Below are 15,894 nucleotides of genomic sequence, written 5' to 3'. Positions count from 1 at the left end.
GATGCGCGGGTCAAGCCCGCGCATGACGAACTCGGAAGACATTGACGCGCGGAGCGCGGAGGCCAGGACTTATGGGATTCAAATGCGGGATCGTCGGATTGCCCAATGTCGGCAAGTCGACCTTGTTCAACGCGCTGACCGAGGCGGCCGCGGCGCAGGCCGCGAACTATCCATTCTGCACCATCGAGCCGAATGTCGGCGAGGTCGCCGTGCCCGATCCGCGGCTCGACAAGCTCGCGGCGATCGCCAAGTCGGCGCAGATCATCCCGACGCGACTGACCTTCGTCGACATCGCCGGCCTCGTGCGCGGCGCCTCCAAGGGCGAAGGCCTCGGCAACCAGTTTTTGGCCAACATCCGCGAGGTCGACGCGATCGCGCATGTCGTGCGCTGTTTTGAAGACTCCGACATCACCCATGTCGAGGGCAAGATCGCCCCGCTCGCCGACATCGAGACGATCGAGACCGAGCTGATGCTCGCCGACCTCGACGGCCTCGAGAAGCGTGTCGACAACCTCACCAAGAAGGCCAAGGGCAACGACAAGGACGCCAAGGAGCAGCTCGACCTCGTCAACCGCACGCTGGTGCTGCTGCGCGACGGCAAGCCCGCGCGCCTCGTCGAGCGCAAGGCGGAGGAGGAGCGGGCGTTCTCCATGCTCGGCCTGCTCTCGTCGAAGCCTGTGCTCTACGTCTGCAACGTCGAGGAAGGCTCGGCCGCGACCGGCAACGCCTTCTCCAAGGCGGTCGAGGAGCAGGCGGCCAAGGAAGGCGCCGTAGCCGTCGTCATCTCCGCCAAGATCGAATCCGAGATCGCCACCATCTCGCGCGAAGAGCGCGCCGACTTCCTGGAGACGCTGGGTCTTGAAGAGGCGGGCCTCGATCGCCTGATCCGCGCCGGCTACTCGCTGCTCCAGCTCATCACCTATTTCACGGTGGGCCCGAAGGAAGCGCGTGCCTGGACCATCCATCGCGGCACCAAGGCGCCGGGCGCGGCCGGTGTGATCCACACCGATTTCGAGAAGGGTTTCATCCGCGCCGAGACCATCGCGTATGAGGACTACGTCACGCTCGGCGGCGAAGCCGGCGCCCGCGATGCCGGCAAGCTGCGCCTCGAAGGCAAGGAATATGTCGTCGCTGATGGCGAGTGATGCATTTCCGGTTCAATACGTAAGCCCTGTCATTCCGGGGCGCGCGAAGCGCGAGCCCGGAATCCATCGCGCCTCAGAATGATTGGATGAATGGATTCCGGGCTCGCCTCTTCGAGGCGCCCCGGAATGACGGGGGCTACCGCATCCCGCCGCCCTGATCCCGGATCGCGCCGAGATGCTCGTTGATGCGGAATACGATCAGGATCAGCTCGGCGGCGATGCGCGAGAACACGACGCCGACGACGACGCTGGCGATCGACGACAGCAGCACCAGGAAGCCGCCGAACGGGCTGATCGCCATCGTCGCCAGACCCGAGAAGACGCCGGAGAGGCCGAACAGGCAGATCAGCGCGATCACCAGCCAGTAGAAGGTCTTGATGATGGTCGGCGTGATGAAGCGGTCCCATTGAAACAGGTCGCTGAATGAAAACATTGCTCTCCCCAGGGCAAATCGGGACTTTCGGATCGGGACGTCACTCGGGCCTCGGCCTTGACCCGACTCAAATCAAGACAGCCGCCTCCTATGTAGCACGAGCCATGCGGGCCGGCGGGTTGAGATTGCCGCAAACTGCGGCCACAATCTGTCATTTCCGCAACGCACTCCCAAGATGACCCTGACCTTCGAAGACTTCCCGCCCGGCCGGTACGGCACATTCGGCCCGCGCCATGTCACCCGCGACGAGATCCTGGCCTTCGCCGCCGAGTTCGATCCGCAGCCGATGCATCTCGACGAGGAGGCTGCCAGCAAGAGCATGCTGCGCGGCCTGTCCGGCTCCGGCTGGCACCTGTGCTCGCTGATGATGCGGATGATGGCCGACGGCTTCATCACCCGCGCCGCCTCGCTCGGCTCGCCCGGCGTCGACGAAGTGCGCTGGCTCTCGCCGCTCAGGCCCGGTGATGATCTCATGCTCGACGTCGATGTCGTGGAGGCGCGCGCCTCGAAGAGCCGCCCCACACTCGGCATCGTCAAGTTCAAATGCACCGTGCGCAACGCGGCTGGGCAGGCGCTCGCCGAGATGACCTCGCCGATCCTGATCAAGCGGCGCGAGGGAGCGGTCTGATGCGGTTCTTCGAAGACATCGCGATCGGCCAGCGCCGCGAGATCGGCGCCTATACGTTCACGGCGGAGTCCATCAAGACGTTCGCCGCAAAGTTCGATCCGCAGCGCTTCCATCTCGACGAGGAAGAGGGCAAGAACTCGCTGTTCGGCGGGTTAGCTGCTTCCGGCTGGCATGTCGGCTCTGCCTGCATGAGCCTGCTTGTCGCGGATGGCCAGCGTCTGGCGCGGGAAGCCGCAGCGCGCGGCGAGGAGGTCGCGGTGTGGGGCCCGTCGCCGGGCTTTCGCGATTTGCGCTGGATCAAGCCGGTGCTCGCCGGCGATACAGTCTCTTACGTCAACGTCGTCATCGACAAGCGCACCTCCGCCTCGCGCCCCGGCTGGGGCATTTTGACGGCCCAGACCACCGGCACCAACCAGCGCGGCGAGGAAGTCTATTCCATCACCGCCAGCGCCTTCGTGCCGATGCGGAAGAGCGCGTGATTTAGAATAGGTCGACGCGAAGGCTTTCTTTCACCTCTCCCCGCTTGCGGGGAGAGGTCGGATCGCTCTTGCGATCCGGGTGAGGCGGAGAGAGGCCCCTCACCCCAGCCCTCTCCCCGTAAGAACGGGGAGAGGGAGAAGCGAAACCGAGCGAGTGTTGCCCGCGCGCTATGGACGCGATTCCGGGCGGCTGCCATAAGCCTGCTCAACATGGTTACCCGCGAAGCAGTCGGCGGAACCATCGAGTTGCTAACCAATTATGAACCTGTCGCTGTCTAATTGAAACGAATTGGGCAGAGAACAGGGGACGAGGACCATGGCAGACCGCGGCGCACTCAAGCTGGTCGGATTCATTTTTGCTACCGCCACGCTGGCCGTGATGCTGGTTGCCGGCATGGTGGTGAAGGGCTACGCCGACGGCGCCTACACCCTGGAAGCCTCGACCGTGGAAGCGGCCCGGTAAGATCTTAAATCTTCGCGGCCGGATCCGGCCTTCAGCTTAGCGGCTATAGACGAACGCCAAGATGGCGATCGCAACCACGAGCAGCCCGACAAAGCGCAGCATGATCGTGCCGAACTGGTTCGGCGCGGGCCGCAGCGGGATGGGGTCCGTGTTGTCGGGCCGAATGCTTTCCATCTGACATGTCCCCGGCCCGGCCGTGACGGCACGGGCGCTTGGCATTGGTCGCGGGGGCGGGGGAGAGGGTTCAAAACCTCCGCTGTGATGCCCCGTCCTGCCACGTCTTCCACTGTCATGCCCCGCGAAGGCGGGGCATCCAGTACGCCGCGGCCTCTCGGCTCAATCACTGCGGTCTCTGGAATACTGGATCGCCCGCCCCAGTGCGCAATCGCGCACAAGGCGGGCGATGACACCGAGAATGTAGCCCACAAAATCAAAACCGCCGCGCTCCCTTCCGGGAACGCGGCGGCCACTGATGCTTGAAGCTGGCGCTTAGCTGTTGCGCAGGCCGTCGGCGGCGCGCTTCCACTGCGCGACGTTGTCGGAGATCATGCGGGTCGACTTCATCGCGGCCTGGCTGAGCTGGGCGTAGCCGGAGATCTCGCGCTGGACGCGCTGGCCTTCGGCGTGGAGCAGGTCGCGCAGGCTCTCAAGCTCGGAGATCAGGTTCTCGATCTCGGCGAGCGAAGTGCCGGCGACGCGCTGGATCAGCGAGTTGACATTGGTGACGGTGGCCTCCGCGCTCGGATCGAGCGGCGGCGCGTCGGTGGTCGGCGTCGCCGGCCGGCGCAGATAGGCGATGTCATTGCGGACGAAGTCGCGGATGCCGGCCTCGACCTCGGTCACGGCGGCGAGGTCGGTGTCGACCGTCTCGGTCTCGGTGGATTCGATCTTTTCCGGACGAGTAGCGTTCATCGTTGTTCCCCTGATCGCGTTGAGCGCAGCGCGAGTGTCCCCCGCACGACGGCGTTCTATGGGCCGACTAGGGCGCCCGATTTTGGCCGCAACTGGGCCAAGATGCGGCAAGGGCGGACCATTCGGGGGCTTTGCCGTGGCGTATGGTTAGGGAAATGTGAACGGCTGCTGTGAAGATGATCCTATCCCCTCATGGTGAGGAGCGCGAAGCGCGCAGCGGACGATGCTGCGCATCGCCGCGAGAACCATGCGGGCCCCGCCGCTGCGGGGCCTCGATCCTTCGAGACGCGCTCCTTCGGAGCGCCCTCAGGACAAGGGGAAAGAGTGGGGGCTAGGCCTACCAGCTCTTCTTGAAGCCCGCCGTCACGCTCTTGTTGATCGCGCCCTGCGAGGTCTCGCCGACCGAGCCGGAGACGGTGACGTTGTCGAACAGCTTTTGCTCGGCGCCGACCTTGCGCAGCCATTTGTCGTCGGTGGTCGACAGCGACTGGCCGGCGCTGATGCTGGTGCCGGTGTCGGTGATGGTGACCTTGGCGCTCTGGTCGGTCTCGTAATTGCGCGTGATGTGGCCGCCGATGCCGGGCACGGCGGTGGTGCCCTGCTGGTTGACGCTGTAGCCGTTCTGCAGCGTCAGCGACGTGTCGCCCGACAGCGGCATCGACTTGGTCAGCGATGCCCCGAGCTTGCTCTGTTCGGAGCCGGGATCGACACGCGCTTCGACCGCGGTCTTGTCCCAGATCGCGCCCGCGCCCGGCGCGGTCGCGGTCGCCCAGGCGCTGCCGGAGGATTGCGGCAGGCTGCCGCCATTGGCGGCCTTCTGCGCCAGCAGCTCGGACATCGTCCGCGGCTCGCTCGCCACCGTCATGTCGGCGCCGATCCTGGTGTCCCAGAACTCGAACACCGACTGCTTCACGGTCACCGCGGAGGAGCCGTTGGCGTTGGCGTTCGACGACCAGTTCAGCCCGTTATTGGCCGTGGCCTGGGCGCGTTTCTTGGCGGCGATGATGTCGTTGAGCGTGCCGGCGTCGATGGCGAGCTGGCTCCAGTCGAGCTTGTCGACGTCGATGCCCTTCATGATGTCGGGATCATTGACGCTGGGGGCCTCCGCCGTCTCGGCTTCCTCGTCGTCGGGCGCTGCGGCCGGGCCGGGGGAGAAGGGCGGAATGATCTGCGCCGAGACCGTCAGCACCGAGCCGACAATGAACGCGGCCGCCAGCACCGGCAGCCTGGTCCAGCCAAAACCTGTCGAGAATTCCATCGTCCTGCCCGCGAGCCCCGGCGCATGCCGTCCGCCAATAATATAAGGCGGCCTTCGGTGATGACCATGCGCCATTCGGTCCGCAGGCATAGATGCTGATCTATCGTTGCGAAATTGTGGCAACTCGCGCGGACGCGAACCAACGGGCCGCGCGAAGAGGCGCGCGCCCGATGACGAGCTCGTGACACGACGGCATCCGGCGGGGCTGGAAGCCAGGACGTCGCGTCAAGCGTCGTCATCGATCCCGAAAAGCGGGGCCCGTTGGCGTCCCCCTCAGCCGGCGCTGGTCATCTTCGGCAGATGAATGGCGCGGCCGAGTGCCTGCTCGACCAGGTCGAAGGTGTCGATCAGCACGCGCATGCTGATCAGCTTGCCTGCCTTGAACTGGGCGAATTGGGCGACCCGCAAGGAAATCGGCTTGTTGGAATCGAGCGCCGTCAGCGAATAGCGCAGCATCGAGGCGGCGGAATCCACGCCCAGCATGATGCTCTCGCGGTCGAAGCGACGGACCTGGAAATTGTCGGCGAGCTGGCGGATGACCTCGAGCACGGCGTCCCGGCCCTGGCGTGCGCCGAGGAATGGAAACATGTCGATGGGACCATAGAGCGCCCACTCGACGTCCTCGTCGATCAGGGACTCGATGTCCTCGAAATGCCGGTCGTTGATCGCGCGATGCAACGCACGCGAAAAACGCCAGAGGCTGTGCTCTGTCATTTGGGGCAGTCCTGAAGCTGGCTTGCAGAAAAAACGGAAAACGGCCCCATGCACCGCAATGTGCCCCGGGGCGTTCAACTCATTTGTATGCGAACAAGGTAAGGGATTTCGGCCAAAACGCAATTCACGTTTTCGCAATGCACAATTGATGGCGTTTTGTGAGATTTACAATAGAAGCCTGTAGTTTTCCGGTTTCTGCTTCACCTCTCCCCGCAAGCGGGGAGAGGTCGGATCGCTCTTGCGATCCGGGTGAGGGGGTACAGGTCTCATTGCGACCTGATGCGTGGAGAGAGCCCCTCACCCCCACCCTCTCCCCGTAAGAACGGGGCGAGGGAGCGCAGCGGTGATCGCCTCGACACTCAATCCACCCGCCGCCCCATGATCAGCGGCCTGATCTCGCGCTCCAGCACCTGCTGCACCAGATCGTAGGAATCGATGATCTCGCGGATCTGCGAGACCTGCCCGCCGCGGAAGGTGTAGAATACCGCCATGTCGAACTGCACGATGCGGCCGTTGCTGCGCTTCTTGAAATAGCTGTGCATGTAGGTCGCGACCTCGTCGCCGTCGGCGAGGATGTGCGGCGCCTTGTAGCGGATCTCCGAATAGCGCGACCAGATCGTCTGCCAGAGCTCGCGCAGCTCGGCCTTGCCGTGCCGCGGCACCATGTGCGGCAGCACGTCGATCGGCGCATGGGTGAGGAAGTCGACGTCCTCGGTGCAGCACGACAGCGCGGTCTCGAGATCGCCGCGCGCGAAGGCGTCGAGCAGATGCAGCACACGCTGCCTGTTCAGCTTTTCAACCGTCATGCGGCGCCGCCTTTCCTCGGCCGTGGATTGCAAACGCTATCGCGCCGCTCGCGCGCGCTTCAATCCGCAAAAACACAGGGCACAAGGTATGACGCGCGAGCGCAATACCCGGTTCATGGGGTGCAATTGTGGATTGCGTTTGCATCCGCATGCGCGAATTCGGCCGCACCCGGTGACACCCTGCGCACACCGGCGGGCGCGCCGCGCCAGGGAACCCGGGCCCGCTTGCACTCGTTGAGAACTAGACATCGCATCCGGAGACAACGATCCATGAAATCCCCGCTTCTCGCCATCGCCGCCGCACTTTTGATGCTTGGCGTGAGCTCCGCCGCCAACGCCAAGGGCTGCATCAAGGGCGCCGTCGTCGGCGGCGTCGCCGGCCACTATGCCGGCCATCACGGCATGCTCGGCGCCGCCGCCGGCTGCCTCTACGGCCGGCATCATGCCAAAGAACAGCAAATGCAGCAGGAAAGGCAGCGACAACAGCAGGGGCAGCTGAACGGGCAGGGCAAGCTGTAGGCGGAAAACCGCGTTCCCCGCCTTCTACTCGGCATGCCCTGATGGTAAGTTCCGCTCACAAACGCTGGGGTTGAGCGGAAGCGGGCGATGGATATCGTGAAATATCGGTGGGGTGTCGTCCTCGCCACCTTGCTCCTCGGCTTCATCGTCGCGTTCGTCGTCAGCGTCTTCCGCTCGCGAGGCGTCAAATACAATTGGCTCGGCGTCCTGCTGTCGTTCTCGACAATGGGCCTCGCCATCTACCTGGTGTTCTTCCGCCAGCTCTAAAGCCGTTCGCCTCACCCTCCGCCGTGGGAAGGGTTGCCGCCATTGGCGTGACCCATCTCACATCACGCCCTCGCCGGTGCGGATAGCGTCATGTGCATGTCACCAGGGAGACATGCCATGGCCGCCACCATCGCCGCCGCGAGAAAGTCCCGCCTCCACAACGCGCTCGAAGGCCTCGCGCTGACCGCCACGCTGCAGAGCTTCCCGACCTTCGCCGCCGCGGCCTTCCTGCTCAAGCTGATCGGCAACCACGACCTCGTCGGCGACCCCGGCGTCGCCATCTTCGTCGCTATCGCCTCGTTCGCCCACGCGATGTTAGCTGTGACCCTCGGCCCGAGCTTCCCCGGCTTCTTCAAGACTGTCTACGAACCGAAATTCTTCGAGGCCCATCTGTCGCTGTCCGACAAGATCACCGCCTGGCGCACCCAGCCGGTCGCGTCACTTCAGCTCGTGACGATCGTACTGCTGCTGTCGGTGATGGCGGTGGTGACGGCGAGTGTGGGGTAAGGGGACATCTCTCCGCCGTCATTCCGGGCGCCGCAAAGCGGCGAGCCCGGAATCCATAGCCACGACTGGCGCCGCTGCGTCCCTACCGCTTCTTCCAGCCCCCGCGTCGTCCCGGCGCTCCACCCGTCGACTTCGGCGCGGGCCCGAACTCCGGCCCGGACTGCCTTGAGTCCGTCGGCTGGATGATCCGGCTCGTGCTGCCGAACGGCTTTGACGGTAGCGTCTGATTGGCGCGATAGGGCAGCGATTCCGGCCCGTGCATCTCGTCGAGATGCGGCTTGTGCACCCGCGATCCGCTGCCTCCGCCGCTGGCTTTCAGCGCAGAGCTCACGGTCTTTTTCTTCATGGCACTCACCGGCAGGTTCGCGGCGTCGCCATACTTCTTCGCTCCCGCATAGGCGCCGGCCTTGCCCGCGACGGCGCGCTGCTTCGCGGTCGGGTCGTCGACCACCGCAAGCTCTGTCGCGCGCAGGCGCTTGACTTCGTCGCGCAGGCGCGCGGCTTCCTCGAAGTTCAAATCGGCAGCGGCCTCGCGCATCCGCGTTTCCAGATCGGCGAGCACGGCTTCAAAGTTGTGGCCGATCGAGATGACGTCGTCGGTCATGTCGTGGCCGCCGACCTCGACAAGCACGTGGTCGCGCTCGTAGACGGAGTTGAGGATGTCGCCGATCTGCTTCTTCACGCTCTCCGGCGTGATGCCGTTGGCGTTGTTGTACTCGACCTGTTTTTCGCGACGCCGATTGGTTTCCGCAATGGCGCGCTCCATCGAGCCGGTCATGCTGTCGGCATAGAGGATCACCTTGCCGTCGACGTTGCGCGCGGCGCGGCCGATGGTCTGGATCAGCGAGGTCTCGCTGCGCAAAAAGCCTTCCTTGTCGGCGTCGAGGATCGCGACCAGCGCGCATTCGGGAATGTCGAGACCCTCGCGCAGCAGGTTGATGCCGACCAGCGCGTCGAACGCACCGAGACGGAGGTCGCGGATGATCTCGATGCGCTCGATGGTGTCGATGTCGCTGTGCATGTAGCGGACGCGAATGCCCTGCTCGTGCAGATATTCGGTGAGGTCCTCCGCCATGCGCTTGGTGAGCACCGTGATCAGCGAGCGATAGCCGGCCTGCGCGGTGGCGCGGACCTCGCCGACGAGATCGTCGACCTGGGTGCGGGCGGGGCGGATGTCGACAGGGGGATCGATCAAGCCGGTCGGGCGGATGACCTGCTCGACAAAGACGCCGCCGCTCTCGTTGAGCTCCCAGCCGCTCGGCGTCGCCGACACCGCAACCGTCTGCGGCCGCATCATGTCCCACTCCTCGAAGCGCAAGGGGCGGTTGTCCATGCAGGATGGCAGTCGGAAGCCGTATTCGGCCAGCGTCGCCTTGCGGCGGAAGTCGCCGCGGAACATGGCGCCGATCTGCGGGATGGTGACGTGGCTCTCGTCGGCGAAGATCAGCGCGTTGTCGGGGACGTATTCGAACAGCGTCGGCGGCGGCTCGCCGGGGCGGCGCCCGGTGAGATAGCGCGAATAGTTCTCGATGCCGGCGCAGCTTCCGGTCGCCTCCATCATCTCGAGGTCGAACGTGGTGCGCTGCTCCAGTCGCTGCGCTTCGAGCAGACGGCCTTGATCATGCAGCTGGTCGAGCCGCTGCTTCAATTCGAACTTGATCGACTTGATCGCCTGCACCAGCGTCGGGCGCGGCGTCACGTAGTGGGAATTGGCGTACATCTTGATGAATTCGAGCTCATCCTGCTTGTGGCCGGTGAGCGGATCGAATTCCTCGATCTGTTCGATGGTGTCGCCGAACAAATTCACCCGCCAGGCGCGGTCCTCATAGTGCGCCGGGAAGATGTCGATGACGTCGCCGCGCACGCGAAACGTGCCGCGGGTAAAGTCGGCCTGGGTGCGCTTGTACTGGAGTGCGACGAGGTCGGCGATCAGCTGGCGCTGGTCGATGCGCTCGCCCTTCTTCAGCGCGAAGGTCATCGCGGTGTAGGTCTCGACCGAGCCGATACCGTAGATGCAGGACACCGACGCCACGATAATGACGTCGTCGCGTTCGAGCAGCGCGCGCGTCGCCGAGTGGCGCATGCGGTCGATCTGCTCGTTGATGGACGAGTCCTTTTCTATGTACGTGTCCGTGCGAGGGACATACGCTTCAGGCTGGTAGTAGTCGTAATAACTGACAAAATACTCGACCGCGTTATCAGGAAAAAAGTTCTTGAACTCGCCATAGAGCTGGGCGGCGAGCGTCTTGTTCGGCGCCAGGATCAGCGCGGGGCGCTGCGTCGCCTCGATCACCTTGGCCATGGTGTAGGTCTTGCCGGAGCCGGTGACGCCGAGCAGCACCTGCGAGCGGTCGTTGCGCTCGATGCCCTCGACCAGCTCCTTGATCGCGGTCGGCTGGTCGCGCGCGGCTCGTAGGATGACTTGATCTCGAAGCGCACGCCGCCTTCGGACTTTTCCGGGCGCGGCGGGCGATGCGGCGTCCACACCTTCATGGAGCCGTCGTCCTTGCGGAACTCCGGCCGTCCTTCGCGGATCAGCGATTCCAGCGCGTCGGCGGTCGCCTTGACGCCGAGCGCCTCCATCTTGGAACGTGGCGGGCGCGCCAGCGCTTCCGCGTCGTCTTCTTCGGTGGGCAGGCCAAGCTGCCGCGCCAGTTCCGGATCGAGCGTCGGGATCGTGGCGGCAGTGCCGTAATTGGCTTGTGGCGCCTCGTCGAAACCTTCGGTCGAGGCGCGCGCCCCCGGCGGCTGCGGATTGGGCCGCAGCGGCATCGGCCGCGTCGTGCCTCGCCCCCGGCGCGGCGGTCGCGCGAATTGTCCGGCGGCGGCTGCAGCCCGGTGCCCGATCCCAGCCCGGCATCGCCGCGATTGATCGCGGGATTGAGCAGCTCGGCCAGCGCCGGCCCGATCGGCTGCACATCGGGTCGATGCGCTTTGGAGTTCGGGGCCTTGGTTTTGGGGGATTTTGGGGGAGCAGGTTTCTTCGCCATGAGGCGAATATGGGACGAGTCCGGCTCTCAGGAAAGGGCGAATGCCCGGCTCCGTTCAGGCTGCTGACAGCAGGTTGGCAGCAGGCCGCGATGTCACGCGGCCGGCCGCGGGCCCTTGTCGTCGCCGGCCTGATGCGGCTTCAGGATGTCGAGATGGATGCCGCCGCAATCGGTGCAGCGCATGGCCCAGTACTCGCATCCGGCGCGGCCGGCGATCACACGGAGCACCGTGAGATCGCCGTCGCATTCCGGGCATTTCGACAGCACGCTGCGGGCGTAGATCCGAGGCCGCGGTGTGTCTTCGAATTCCATCACTGACATGACCGGTTCCCTGTCTTACCTCGCTGCAGCTGTTCCCTCGGAAATCCGCTTATTCGTCGTCGCTGTCGGCGCGCCGGCGGAAGCGATCGATGTGGTGCTTGGCGTCGGCGATCGCGGCGTCGCGGTCGGGCCAGGCGAAGCCGACTTCCATGGCCGGAAACAGCACGCCGTCGATGGCAAGCGGGCTGAAATCGGCGCGCCGGATACGGGCGTGCCAGAGGCCTTTGCCGGCCTCGAAGGATTCAATGTCAAAGCCGTCGTAGATGGTCGTCATAGGTAGTCCCCAAATGCTCGTGTCGGAGGGTTAGAGGACCACGTTTGAGGATTTCGGTATGTGAAGCCGTTCACATGCAGTCCAGCTTTTTCACCCGAACGGGTGAGGGCTAGAGCGTTTGAGCGAGTGGAACGGAACTAGCCGCGTGCGGCGCCCGGCCCAGCCGCCGCGGGCGGGCGGCGGGTTCCGACGCGGCGCGCATGATCCAGCGGCGGAACGCGGCGAAGTCGCGCTGCTCGGTCTGAAAACTGCGATAGAGGAGATACCAGCGCATGCCCTTGGGCACCGAGAGATCGAATGGCGCGACCAGCCGGCCAGCGGCGATGTCGTCGTCGATATAGGGCCGGATGCCCATGGCGATGCCGAGCCCGTCGGCGGCGGCCTGCAGCGCCTGGCCATAGAACTGGAACTCGGGGCCGCGCGGATTGATGCGCGTGAGGTTCGCGGCCTTCAGCCAGATCGGCCAGTCCTCCGGCGAATGTTCGACACGGATCAGGGTCGGGCCCTTGAGATCGGCCGGGCGTTTCAACGAGGTGGCGAGGCGCGGCACGCAGACCGGCGTGAGGTCGCCGGCGAACAGCGGCTCCGCGACCAGCCCCGGCCAGTCGCCGGTGCCGAGCTTGATGCCGCAGCTCCAGTCCTCGCCGAACGGCACCGAGGCGCCGCCGGTGGTGAAGCGCACTTCGATGTCCGGCTCCTCGCTGCGAAACTCCGACAGGCGTGGGATCAGCCAGCGCATCGCGAAAGTGTGGCCGACGCCGATGGTGAGTACGCGCATGCCGGAGGGCGCCGTCACCTGCGCGGTGAGGCTGGCCAGCGCATCGAAGATCGGCGTCAGCCCGCTCTGATAGGCGCGGCCGGCCTGCGTCAGCACCAGCCTGTTGGCCTTGCGCTCGAACAGCGCGACGCCGAGCCGCTCTTCGAGCAGATGCACCATGCGGCTAACCGCGGCCGCCGACACGCTGAGTTCGAGCCCGGCCGCAGCAAAGCTGCCGGTCCGCGCCGCCGCCTCGAATGCCTTGATGCCGTTGAGAAACAGCAGCCGCCGCAAATGACTGACCCTCAGGAAAGCTGATGCCAGGCCAAGATAACTCAGTTTGCGGAGGGGGAGCAAGCGAGGCACAAGAATGGGAGTAATTCAGGCTGATTTGTTGAAGGCGGGCGCGGTCCCTTCGCCTCTCCCCGCGCGCGGGGAGAGGCCGGAATTTGCGCAAGCAAATTCCGGGTGAGGGGGACTCTCCGCGAGTCTCACTGCTTCCGTCCCTGCAGAGACTCCCCCTCACCCCACCCTCTCCCCGCAAGCGGGGCGAGGGAGTGAAACAGCGTGCGTCCCTTACTCGCCACACCGGAGATACTCGTGACGCCCTTCATGATCGCTGCCCTTGGATTGCTGATGGTCGCCACCGCGTTCCTGTCGGGGCTGTTCGGCATGGCGGGCGGGCTGATCCTGATCGGCGTGCTGCTCGCCCTGATGCCGCTGCCGACTGCGATGGTGCTGCATGCGATCACGCAGATGGCCTCGAACGGCTGGCGCGCGTTCCTGTGGCGGGCGCATATCCGCTGGCGGCCGGTCGCGAACTACATGGTCGGCGCTGCCATTGCGCTCGCGGCCTGGTCGATCACGCGCTACGTGCCGGACAAGCCGGTCGCGCTGCTGATGCTGGGCGCGACGCCATTCATGGCGCGGCTGCTGCCGGCGAACATCAAGCCGGACCCCGATAGGCTCTGGCAGGGCACGGTCTATGGCACGATCTGCATGGGGCTGATGCTGATGACCGGCGTGTCCGGCCCGCTGCTCGACACCTTCTTCCTCGGCGGCGATTTCGGCCGGCGCGAGAAGGTCGCGACGAAAGCGATGTGCCAGCTCGTCAGCCATTTCACAAAACTGATCTATTTCGGCGGCGTGATCGATCAGGCCGCGAGCCTCGATCCCGTGCTCGCGGGCGTTGCGATCGCAGCCTCCATGCTCGGCACCACGCTGGCGCGGCGCATCCTCGAAGCCATGACAGATCAGCAATTCGTGGCCTGGTCGAACAAGCTGATCACCACCATCGCCTGCTACTATATCGCCTATGGCGGCTGGCTCCAGCTTCGCGCGCCGGTGCTGGCCGCCTTCGCCAAAGGTGGTTTGCAATGAGCGGTAACGCCGATCCGCTGGTGCTGGACTTCGTCGAATGGGTCGCGCGCGAGCCGCGCGCCTATGCTGAGGTGATTGCGACCTGGAAGACCTCGTGCCCGCGCCTCACCATCTGGGAGGACGCCGCTGAGCGCGGCTACGTTGCCCGCGAGACGCTGCCCGGCATTGGGCTCGTCATCGCCGTGACCGAAGGCGGCGAGAAATTGCTGCGCACGAATGGACGGTGAGCACGTCGCTTCCGACTTGTTCTCGCCGGAGTGCTAGCGCGAAGGCGCCGCCAGCCGTGGCCGGATGATCTCGACCATGCGCTCGGCCGAGGTGCCCGGCGGAAAGAAGCCGAGATATTTTCCGTCGCGATCCATGAGATAGATGAAGGACGTGTGGTCGACCGTGTATTCGCCGGCGTCCTTGCCGATCGGGATCTTGGCAAAATAAACCTTGTAGGCCTCTGCCGCCGCCCCGATGGCGTCGAGGCTGCCGGTCAGCCCGAGCAGCCGCGGATGAAACATCGGCACGTATTCGGCGAGATGCTCGGCCGTGTCGCGTTCGGGATCGAGCGTGATGAAGACCGGCTGCACGGCGTCGGCGTCCGGGCCGAGCTGCTCGAGCGCCTGTCCGATCGCCATCAGGTCGGTCGGGCAGACATCGGGGCAGTAGGTGAAGCCGAAATAGACCAGCATCAGCCGCCCGCGAAAGTCGCGGTCGCTGCGCGGCTTGCCGGTCTGGTCGATCAGCTCGAACGGGCCGCCGACCGGCTCCCGATTCCACATCAGGATGTCCATGGTCTCCGCAGCCGAGCGCGCCTGCGCCACGCCCGCGCAGGCGAGCGCCAGCATCGCGCAAAGCCAGGCGCCTCGCATCACAGCCCGAAGGTGAGGCGGCTGCCCGTCGTCGTCACCACCACCTTGCCCTCCATCTGGGCATTGGCTTCCTGTGCGAAGTTGAGGCCACTGCAATGCATGGGCACCACGACGTCAGGATTGAGCCCCTTGATCTCGCTCACGACCTGCGTGAGGTAGTCCTTGGGCGCCGGGCCGAGATGGAAGCCGCCGACGATGGCGTGCACCTTCTGAATGCCCGACACCTCCTGCGCCTGCTTCACCGAGTTGACGATGCCGACATGGCCGCAGGAGGAGATCACGACGAGGCCGAGATCCCGCACGTTGAAGCAGGTGGCGTGCTCGTGGATGTGCTCGTCCGGCACGATCTTGCCCTCCATCTCCGCGGGCAAATAGTGGCCGACATTGCAGCCCAGCCCGTCCTTGATGCCGAACTCGACCAGGGTGTTCGGCAGCACGCGCTCGCTGCTGCGGCGGGTGATCTTGCCGGTGGTGAAGGCATGGTCCGCGATCACGGTCGGCGTTTCGCACAGCACGGTCGTCACCTTCTGCGCCGCGAGCTGGCGGCGGTCGAGCGTGCCGAAATCGGCGAACTGCCCCTGCGTCGGCGTCGGGTTGACGCGGTGACAGAAATTATCCTCGCCGCCCGCATAGAGCTTGAGGTCGGCGGGCAGCTTGTCGCGGAACTTGTCGAGGAAGCCGTTCAGGCCGCCGAAATGATCGTAATGGCCGTGGCTGACGATCAGCGCGTTGAGCTTGGCCGGATCGACGCCGATCAGCGCCATGTTGTTGAGCAGCACCTCGGGCGTGTAGCCGTAGTCCAGCATCAGCGTGCGCTGGTTGCCGCCGCCTTCGGATTCCAGCCAGAGCGACAGGCCCCATTCATTGTGCAGCGATTTGCGGAAATCGCCACCGCGCGCGGCCGGTGCGATCGAGACGCCGTTGATCTGCTTGGGGCGGAAGAACAGGTCGAAGCTCGAATCCACGAGAACGCGGACCGAAAGCTTGTCGACGGTCGGAACAGCCATCGGCGCAGCGTTCGCGATCTCGACACAGGTGAAGGCATTTGCGGCCGCTGCTCCCGCGAGTGCCGCCGAGCCGAGCAGGAAATCGCGCCGTGGAATGGTTCTGGTCATTGCAATGCCTCCCGCTGTTTGAAATGCCCGAGCTTAAGTCCAATCCGGGACCGGCTCAACACGCAG

Annotated in this window: 21 protein-coding genes and 1 pseudogene; 9 read left to right on the top strand and 13 right to left on the bottom strand. The window is 65.1% G+C overall.

Annotation, left to right across the window (positions count from 1 at the left end; genetic code table 11):
- Positions 1-71: 71 nt before the first annotated feature.
- Positions 72-1,168, top strand: a pseudogene (gene ychF, locus FOM02_RS14075) (redox-regulated ATPase YchF).
- A gap of 113 nt (positions 1,169-1,281) precedes the next feature.
- On the opposite strand, the gene FOM02_RS14070 reads toward ychF, so the two are convergent.
- Entirely contained in the window at positions 1,282-1,578 is a 297-nt protein-coding gene (locus FOM02_RS14070; RefSeq protein WP_027563012.1) for a DUF4282 domain-containing protein, read from the bottom strand.
- Positions 1,579-1,753: 175 nt separating this feature from the next.
- Between FOM02_RS14070 and FOM02_RS14065 the strand changes: the two genes are divergently transcribed.
- The 3 genes from FOM02_RS14065 (at position 1,754) to FOM02_RS14055 (ending at position 3,148) form a co-directional block, all read left to right on the top strand.
- Positions 1,754-2,206: a MaoC family dehydratase gene (locus FOM02_RS14065; protein WP_027563011.1), complete on the top strand. Its 453-nt coding sequence runs from the start codon at positions 1,754-1,756 to the stop codon at positions 2,204-2,206.
- Positions 2,206-2,685 (top strand): MaoC family dehydratase, encoded by a 480-nt coding sequence (locus FOM02_RS14060; protein ID WP_027563010.1) that lies wholly within the window; start codon positions 2,206-2,208, stop codon positions 2,683-2,685. Before FOM02_RS14065 ends, FOM02_RS14060 begins: the two co-directional genes overlap by 1 nt.
- 316 nt (positions 2,686-3,001) lie before the next feature.
- Positions 3,002-3,148, top strand: a complete 147-nt coding sequence (locus FOM02_RS14055) for a hypothetical protein (protein ID WP_007596790.1) — start codon at positions 3,002-3,004, stop codon at positions 3,146-3,148.
- A gap of 36 nt (positions 3,149-3,184) precedes the next feature.
- Here the strand turns inward: FOM02_RS14055 and FOM02_RS14050 are convergent, their stop codons facing one another.
- From FOM02_RS14050 to FOM02_RS14030, 5 genes are all read right to left on the bottom strand, one after another.
- Positions 3,185-3,322, bottom strand: a complete 138-nt coding sequence (locus FOM02_RS14050) for a hypothetical protein (RefSeq protein ID WP_167336550.1) — start codon at positions 3,320-3,322, stop codon at positions 3,185-3,187.
- A 315-nt stretch (positions 3,323-3,637) separates the two neighbouring features.
- Complete coding sequence (locus FOM02_RS14045) at positions 3,638-4,060, bottom strand: hypothetical protein (RefSeq protein ID WP_027563009.1); 423 nt, start codon at positions 4,058-4,060, stop codon at positions 3,638-3,640.
- 337 nt (positions 4,061-4,397) lie between these two features.
- Entirely contained in the window at positions 4,398-5,318 is a 921-nt protein-coding gene (locus tag FOM02_RS14040) for a hypothetical protein (protein ID WP_027563008.1), read from the bottom strand.
- A gap of 273 nt (positions 5,319-5,591) precedes the next feature.
- Entirely contained in the window at positions 5,592-6,032 is a 441-nt protein-coding gene (locus FOM02_RS14035; protein ID WP_027563007.1) for a nuclear transport factor 2 family protein, read from the bottom strand.
- 359 nt (positions 6,033-6,391) lie between these two features.
- Positions 6,392-6,838: a nuclear transport factor 2 family protein gene (locus FOM02_RS14030; protein WP_027563006.1), complete on the bottom strand. Its 447-nt coding sequence runs from the start codon at positions 6,836-6,838 to the stop codon at positions 6,392-6,394.
- A gap of 270 nt (positions 6,839-7,108) precedes the next feature.
- Here FOM02_RS14030 and FOM02_RS14025 point away from each other — a divergent pair, with 270 nt between their 5' ends.
- The 3 genes from FOM02_RS14025 (at position 7,109) to FOM02_RS14015 (ending at position 8,131) form a co-directional block, all read left to right on the top strand.
- A complete protein-coding gene (locus FOM02_RS14025; RefSeq protein ID WP_027563005.1) occupies positions 7,109-7,357 on the top strand; it encodes a hypothetical protein in 249 nt (82 codons plus the stop codon).
- Between the two features lie 87 nt (positions 7,358-7,444).
- The gene (locus FOM02_RS14020) at positions 7,445-7,624 is read left to right on the top strand and encodes a hypothetical protein (protein WP_027563004.1); all 180 of its coding nucleotides are present in this window, start codon (positions 7,445-7,447) and stop codon (positions 7,622-7,624) included.
- Between the two features lie 117 nt (positions 7,625-7,741).
- Entirely contained in the window at positions 7,742-8,131 is a 390-nt protein-coding gene (locus tag FOM02_RS14015; RefSeq protein WP_027563003.1) for a hypothetical protein, read from the top strand.
- 82 nt (positions 8,132-8,213) lie between these two features.
- Here the strand turns inward: FOM02_RS14015 and uvrB are convergent, their stop codons facing one another.
- The 5 genes from uvrB to FOM02_RS13995 form a co-directional block, all read right to left on the bottom strand.
- Positions 8,214-10,496 carry an excinuclease ABC subunit UvrB gene (gene uvrB / locus FOM02_RS14010; RefSeq protein ID WP_416207781.1) on the bottom strand — a complete coding sequence of 761 codons (2,283 nt, stop codon included), beginning with the start codon at positions 10,494-10,496 and terminating at the stop codon, positions 8,214-8,216.
- On the bottom strand, positions 10,421-10,903 hold the full coding sequence (locus tag FOM02_RS47130) for a hypothetical protein (RefSeq protein ID WP_416207770.1): 483 nt from the start codon (positions 10,901-10,903) through the stop codon (positions 10,421-10,423). The genes uvrB and FOM02_RS47130 overlap by 76 nt, the downstream gene beginning before the upstream one ends.
- Positions 10,904-11,214: 311 nt before the next feature.
- Positions 11,215-11,442: a hypothetical protein gene (locus FOM02_RS14005; RefSeq protein ID WP_027563001.1), complete on the bottom strand. Its 228-nt coding sequence runs from the start codon at positions 11,440-11,442 to the stop codon at positions 11,215-11,217.
- A 49-nt stretch (positions 11,443-11,491) separates the two neighbouring features.
- A complete protein-coding gene (locus FOM02_RS14000) occupies positions 11,492-11,716 on the bottom strand; it encodes a hypothetical protein (protein ID WP_027563000.1) in 225 nt (74 codons plus the stop codon).
- Positions 11,717-11,825: 109 nt separating this feature from the next.
- Complete coding sequence (locus FOM02_RS13995) at positions 11,826-12,767, bottom strand: LysR substrate-binding domain-containing protein (RefSeq protein WP_265441838.1); 942 nt, start codon at positions 12,765-12,767, stop codon at positions 11,826-11,828.
- Positions 12,768-13,073: 306 nt separating this feature from the next.
- Between FOM02_RS13995 and FOM02_RS13990 the strand changes: the two genes are divergently transcribed.
- Together FOM02_RS13990 and FOM02_RS13985 are read left to right on the top strand one after the other, a co-directional pair.
- Complete coding sequence (locus tag FOM02_RS13990; protein WP_265441837.1) at positions 13,074-13,853, top strand: sulfite exporter TauE/SafE family protein; 780 nt, start codon at positions 13,074-13,076, stop codon at positions 13,851-13,853.
- Positions 13,850-14,080 carry a hypothetical protein gene (locus tag FOM02_RS13985; protein WP_027562997.1) on the top strand — a complete coding sequence of 77 codons (231 nt, stop codon included), beginning with the start codon at positions 13,850-13,852 and terminating at the stop codon, positions 14,078-14,080. Before FOM02_RS13990 ends, FOM02_RS13985 begins: the two co-directional genes overlap by 4 nt.
- Positions 14,081-14,113: 33 nt before the next feature.
- On the opposite strand, the gene FOM02_RS13980 is transcribed toward FOM02_RS13985, so the two are convergent.
- Together FOM02_RS13980 and FOM02_RS13975 are read right to left on the bottom strand one after the other, a co-directional pair.
- Positions 14,114-14,689, bottom strand: coding sequence for an SCO family protein (locus tag FOM02_RS13980; RefSeq protein ID WP_231164145.1), 576 nt, complete (start codon positions 14,687-14,689; stop codon positions 14,114-14,116).
- 23 nt (positions 14,690-14,712) lie between these two features.
- The gene (locus tag FOM02_RS13975) at positions 14,713-15,828 is read right to left on the bottom strand and encodes an MBL fold metallo-hydrolase (RefSeq protein WP_027562995.1); all 1,116 of its coding nucleotides are present in this window, start codon (positions 15,826-15,828) and stop codon (positions 14,713-14,715) included.
- Positions 15,829-15,894: the final 66 nt, after the last annotated feature.

The organism is Bradyrhizobium sp. SEMIA, from assembly GCF_014844175.1.
GTDB classification, from domain to species: Bacteria; Pseudomonadota; Alphaproteobacteria; order Rhizobiales; family Xanthobacteraceae; genus Bradyrhizobium; species Bradyrhizobium arachidis.
Note: the sequence above shows the minus strand (reverse complement) of the source record. Positions and strands in the feature narration are given on the sequence as shown.

What these genes read in the sequence shown, in the direction of transcription:
- FOM02_RS14005 (WP_027563001.1), bottom strand. Translation starts at nt 11,442, where the DNA reads ATGTCAGTGATGGAATTCGAAGACACACCGCGGCCTCGGATCTACGCC.
- FOM02_RS13975 (WP_027562995.1), bottom strand. Translation starts at nt 15,828, where the DNA reads ATGACCAGAACCATTCCACGGCGCGATTTCCTGCTCGGCTCGGCGGCA.
- FOM02_RS14025 (WP_027563005.1), top strand. Translation starts at nt 7,109, where the DNA reads ATGAAATCCCCGCTTCTCGCCATCGCCGCCGCACTTTTGATGCTTGGC.
- FOM02_RS14045 (WP_027563009.1), bottom strand. Translation starts at nt 4,060, where the DNA reads ATGAACGCTACTCGTCCGGAAAAGATCGAATCCACCGAGACCGAGACG.
- FOM02_RS14065 (WP_027563011.1), top strand. Translation starts at nt 1,754, where the DNA reads ATGACCCTGACCTTCGAAGACTTCCCGCCCGGCCGGTACGGCACATTC.
- FOM02_RS13980 (WP_231164145.1), bottom strand. Translation starts at nt 14,689, where the DNA reads ATGCTGGCGCTCGCCTGCGCGGGCGTGGCGCAGGCGCGCTCGGCTGCG.
- FOM02_RS14015 (WP_027563003.1), top strand. Translation starts at nt 7,742, where the DNA reads ATGGCCGCCACCATCGCCGCCGCGAGAAAGTCCCGCCTCCACAACGCG.
- FOM02_RS14040 (WP_027563008.1), bottom strand. Translation starts at nt 5,318, where the DNA reads ATGGAATTCTCGACAGGTTTTGGCTGGACCAGGCTGCCGGTGCTGGCG.
- FOM02_RS14070 (WP_027563012.1), bottom strand. Translation starts at nt 1,578, where the DNA reads ATGTTTTCATTCAGCGACCTGTTTCAATGGGACCGCTTCATCACGCCG.
- FOM02_RS14050 (WP_167336550.1), bottom strand. Translation starts at nt 3,322, where the DNA reads ATGGAAAGCATTCGGCCCGACAACACGGACCCCATCCCGCTGCGGCCC.
- FOM02_RS14060 (WP_027563010.1), top strand. Translation starts at nt 2,206, where the DNA reads ATGCGGTTCTTCGAAGACATCGCGATCGGCCAGCGCCGCGAGATCGGC.
- FOM02_RS14020 (WP_027563004.1), top strand. Translation starts at nt 7,445, where the DNA reads ATGGATATCGTGAAATATCGGTGGGGTGTCGTCCTCGCCACCTTGCTC.
- FOM02_RS14030 (WP_027563006.1), bottom strand. Translation starts at nt 6,838, where the DNA reads ATGACGGTTGAAAAGCTGAACAGGCAGCGTGTGCTGCATCTGCTCGAC.
- FOM02_RS47130 (WP_416207770.1), bottom strand. Translation starts at nt 10,903, where the DNA reads ATGCCGCTGCGGCCCAATCCGCAGCCGCCGGGGGCGCGCGCCTCGACC.
- FOM02_RS14035 (WP_027563007.1), bottom strand. Translation starts at nt 6,032, where the DNA reads ATGACAGAGCACAGCCTCTGGCGTTTTTCGCGTGCGTTGCATCGCGCG.
- FOM02_RS13985 (WP_027562997.1), top strand. Translation starts at nt 13,850, where the DNA reads ATGAGCGGTAACGCCGATCCGCTGGTGCTGGACTTCGTCGAATGGGTC.
- FOM02_RS14055 (WP_007596790.1), top strand. Translation starts at nt 3,002, where the DNA reads ATGGCAGACCGCGGCGCACTCAAGCTGGTCGGATTCATTTTTGCTACC.
- FOM02_RS14000 (WP_027563000.1), bottom strand. Translation starts at nt 11,716, where the DNA reads ATGACGACCATCTACGACGGCTTTGACATTGAATCCTTCGAGGCCGGC.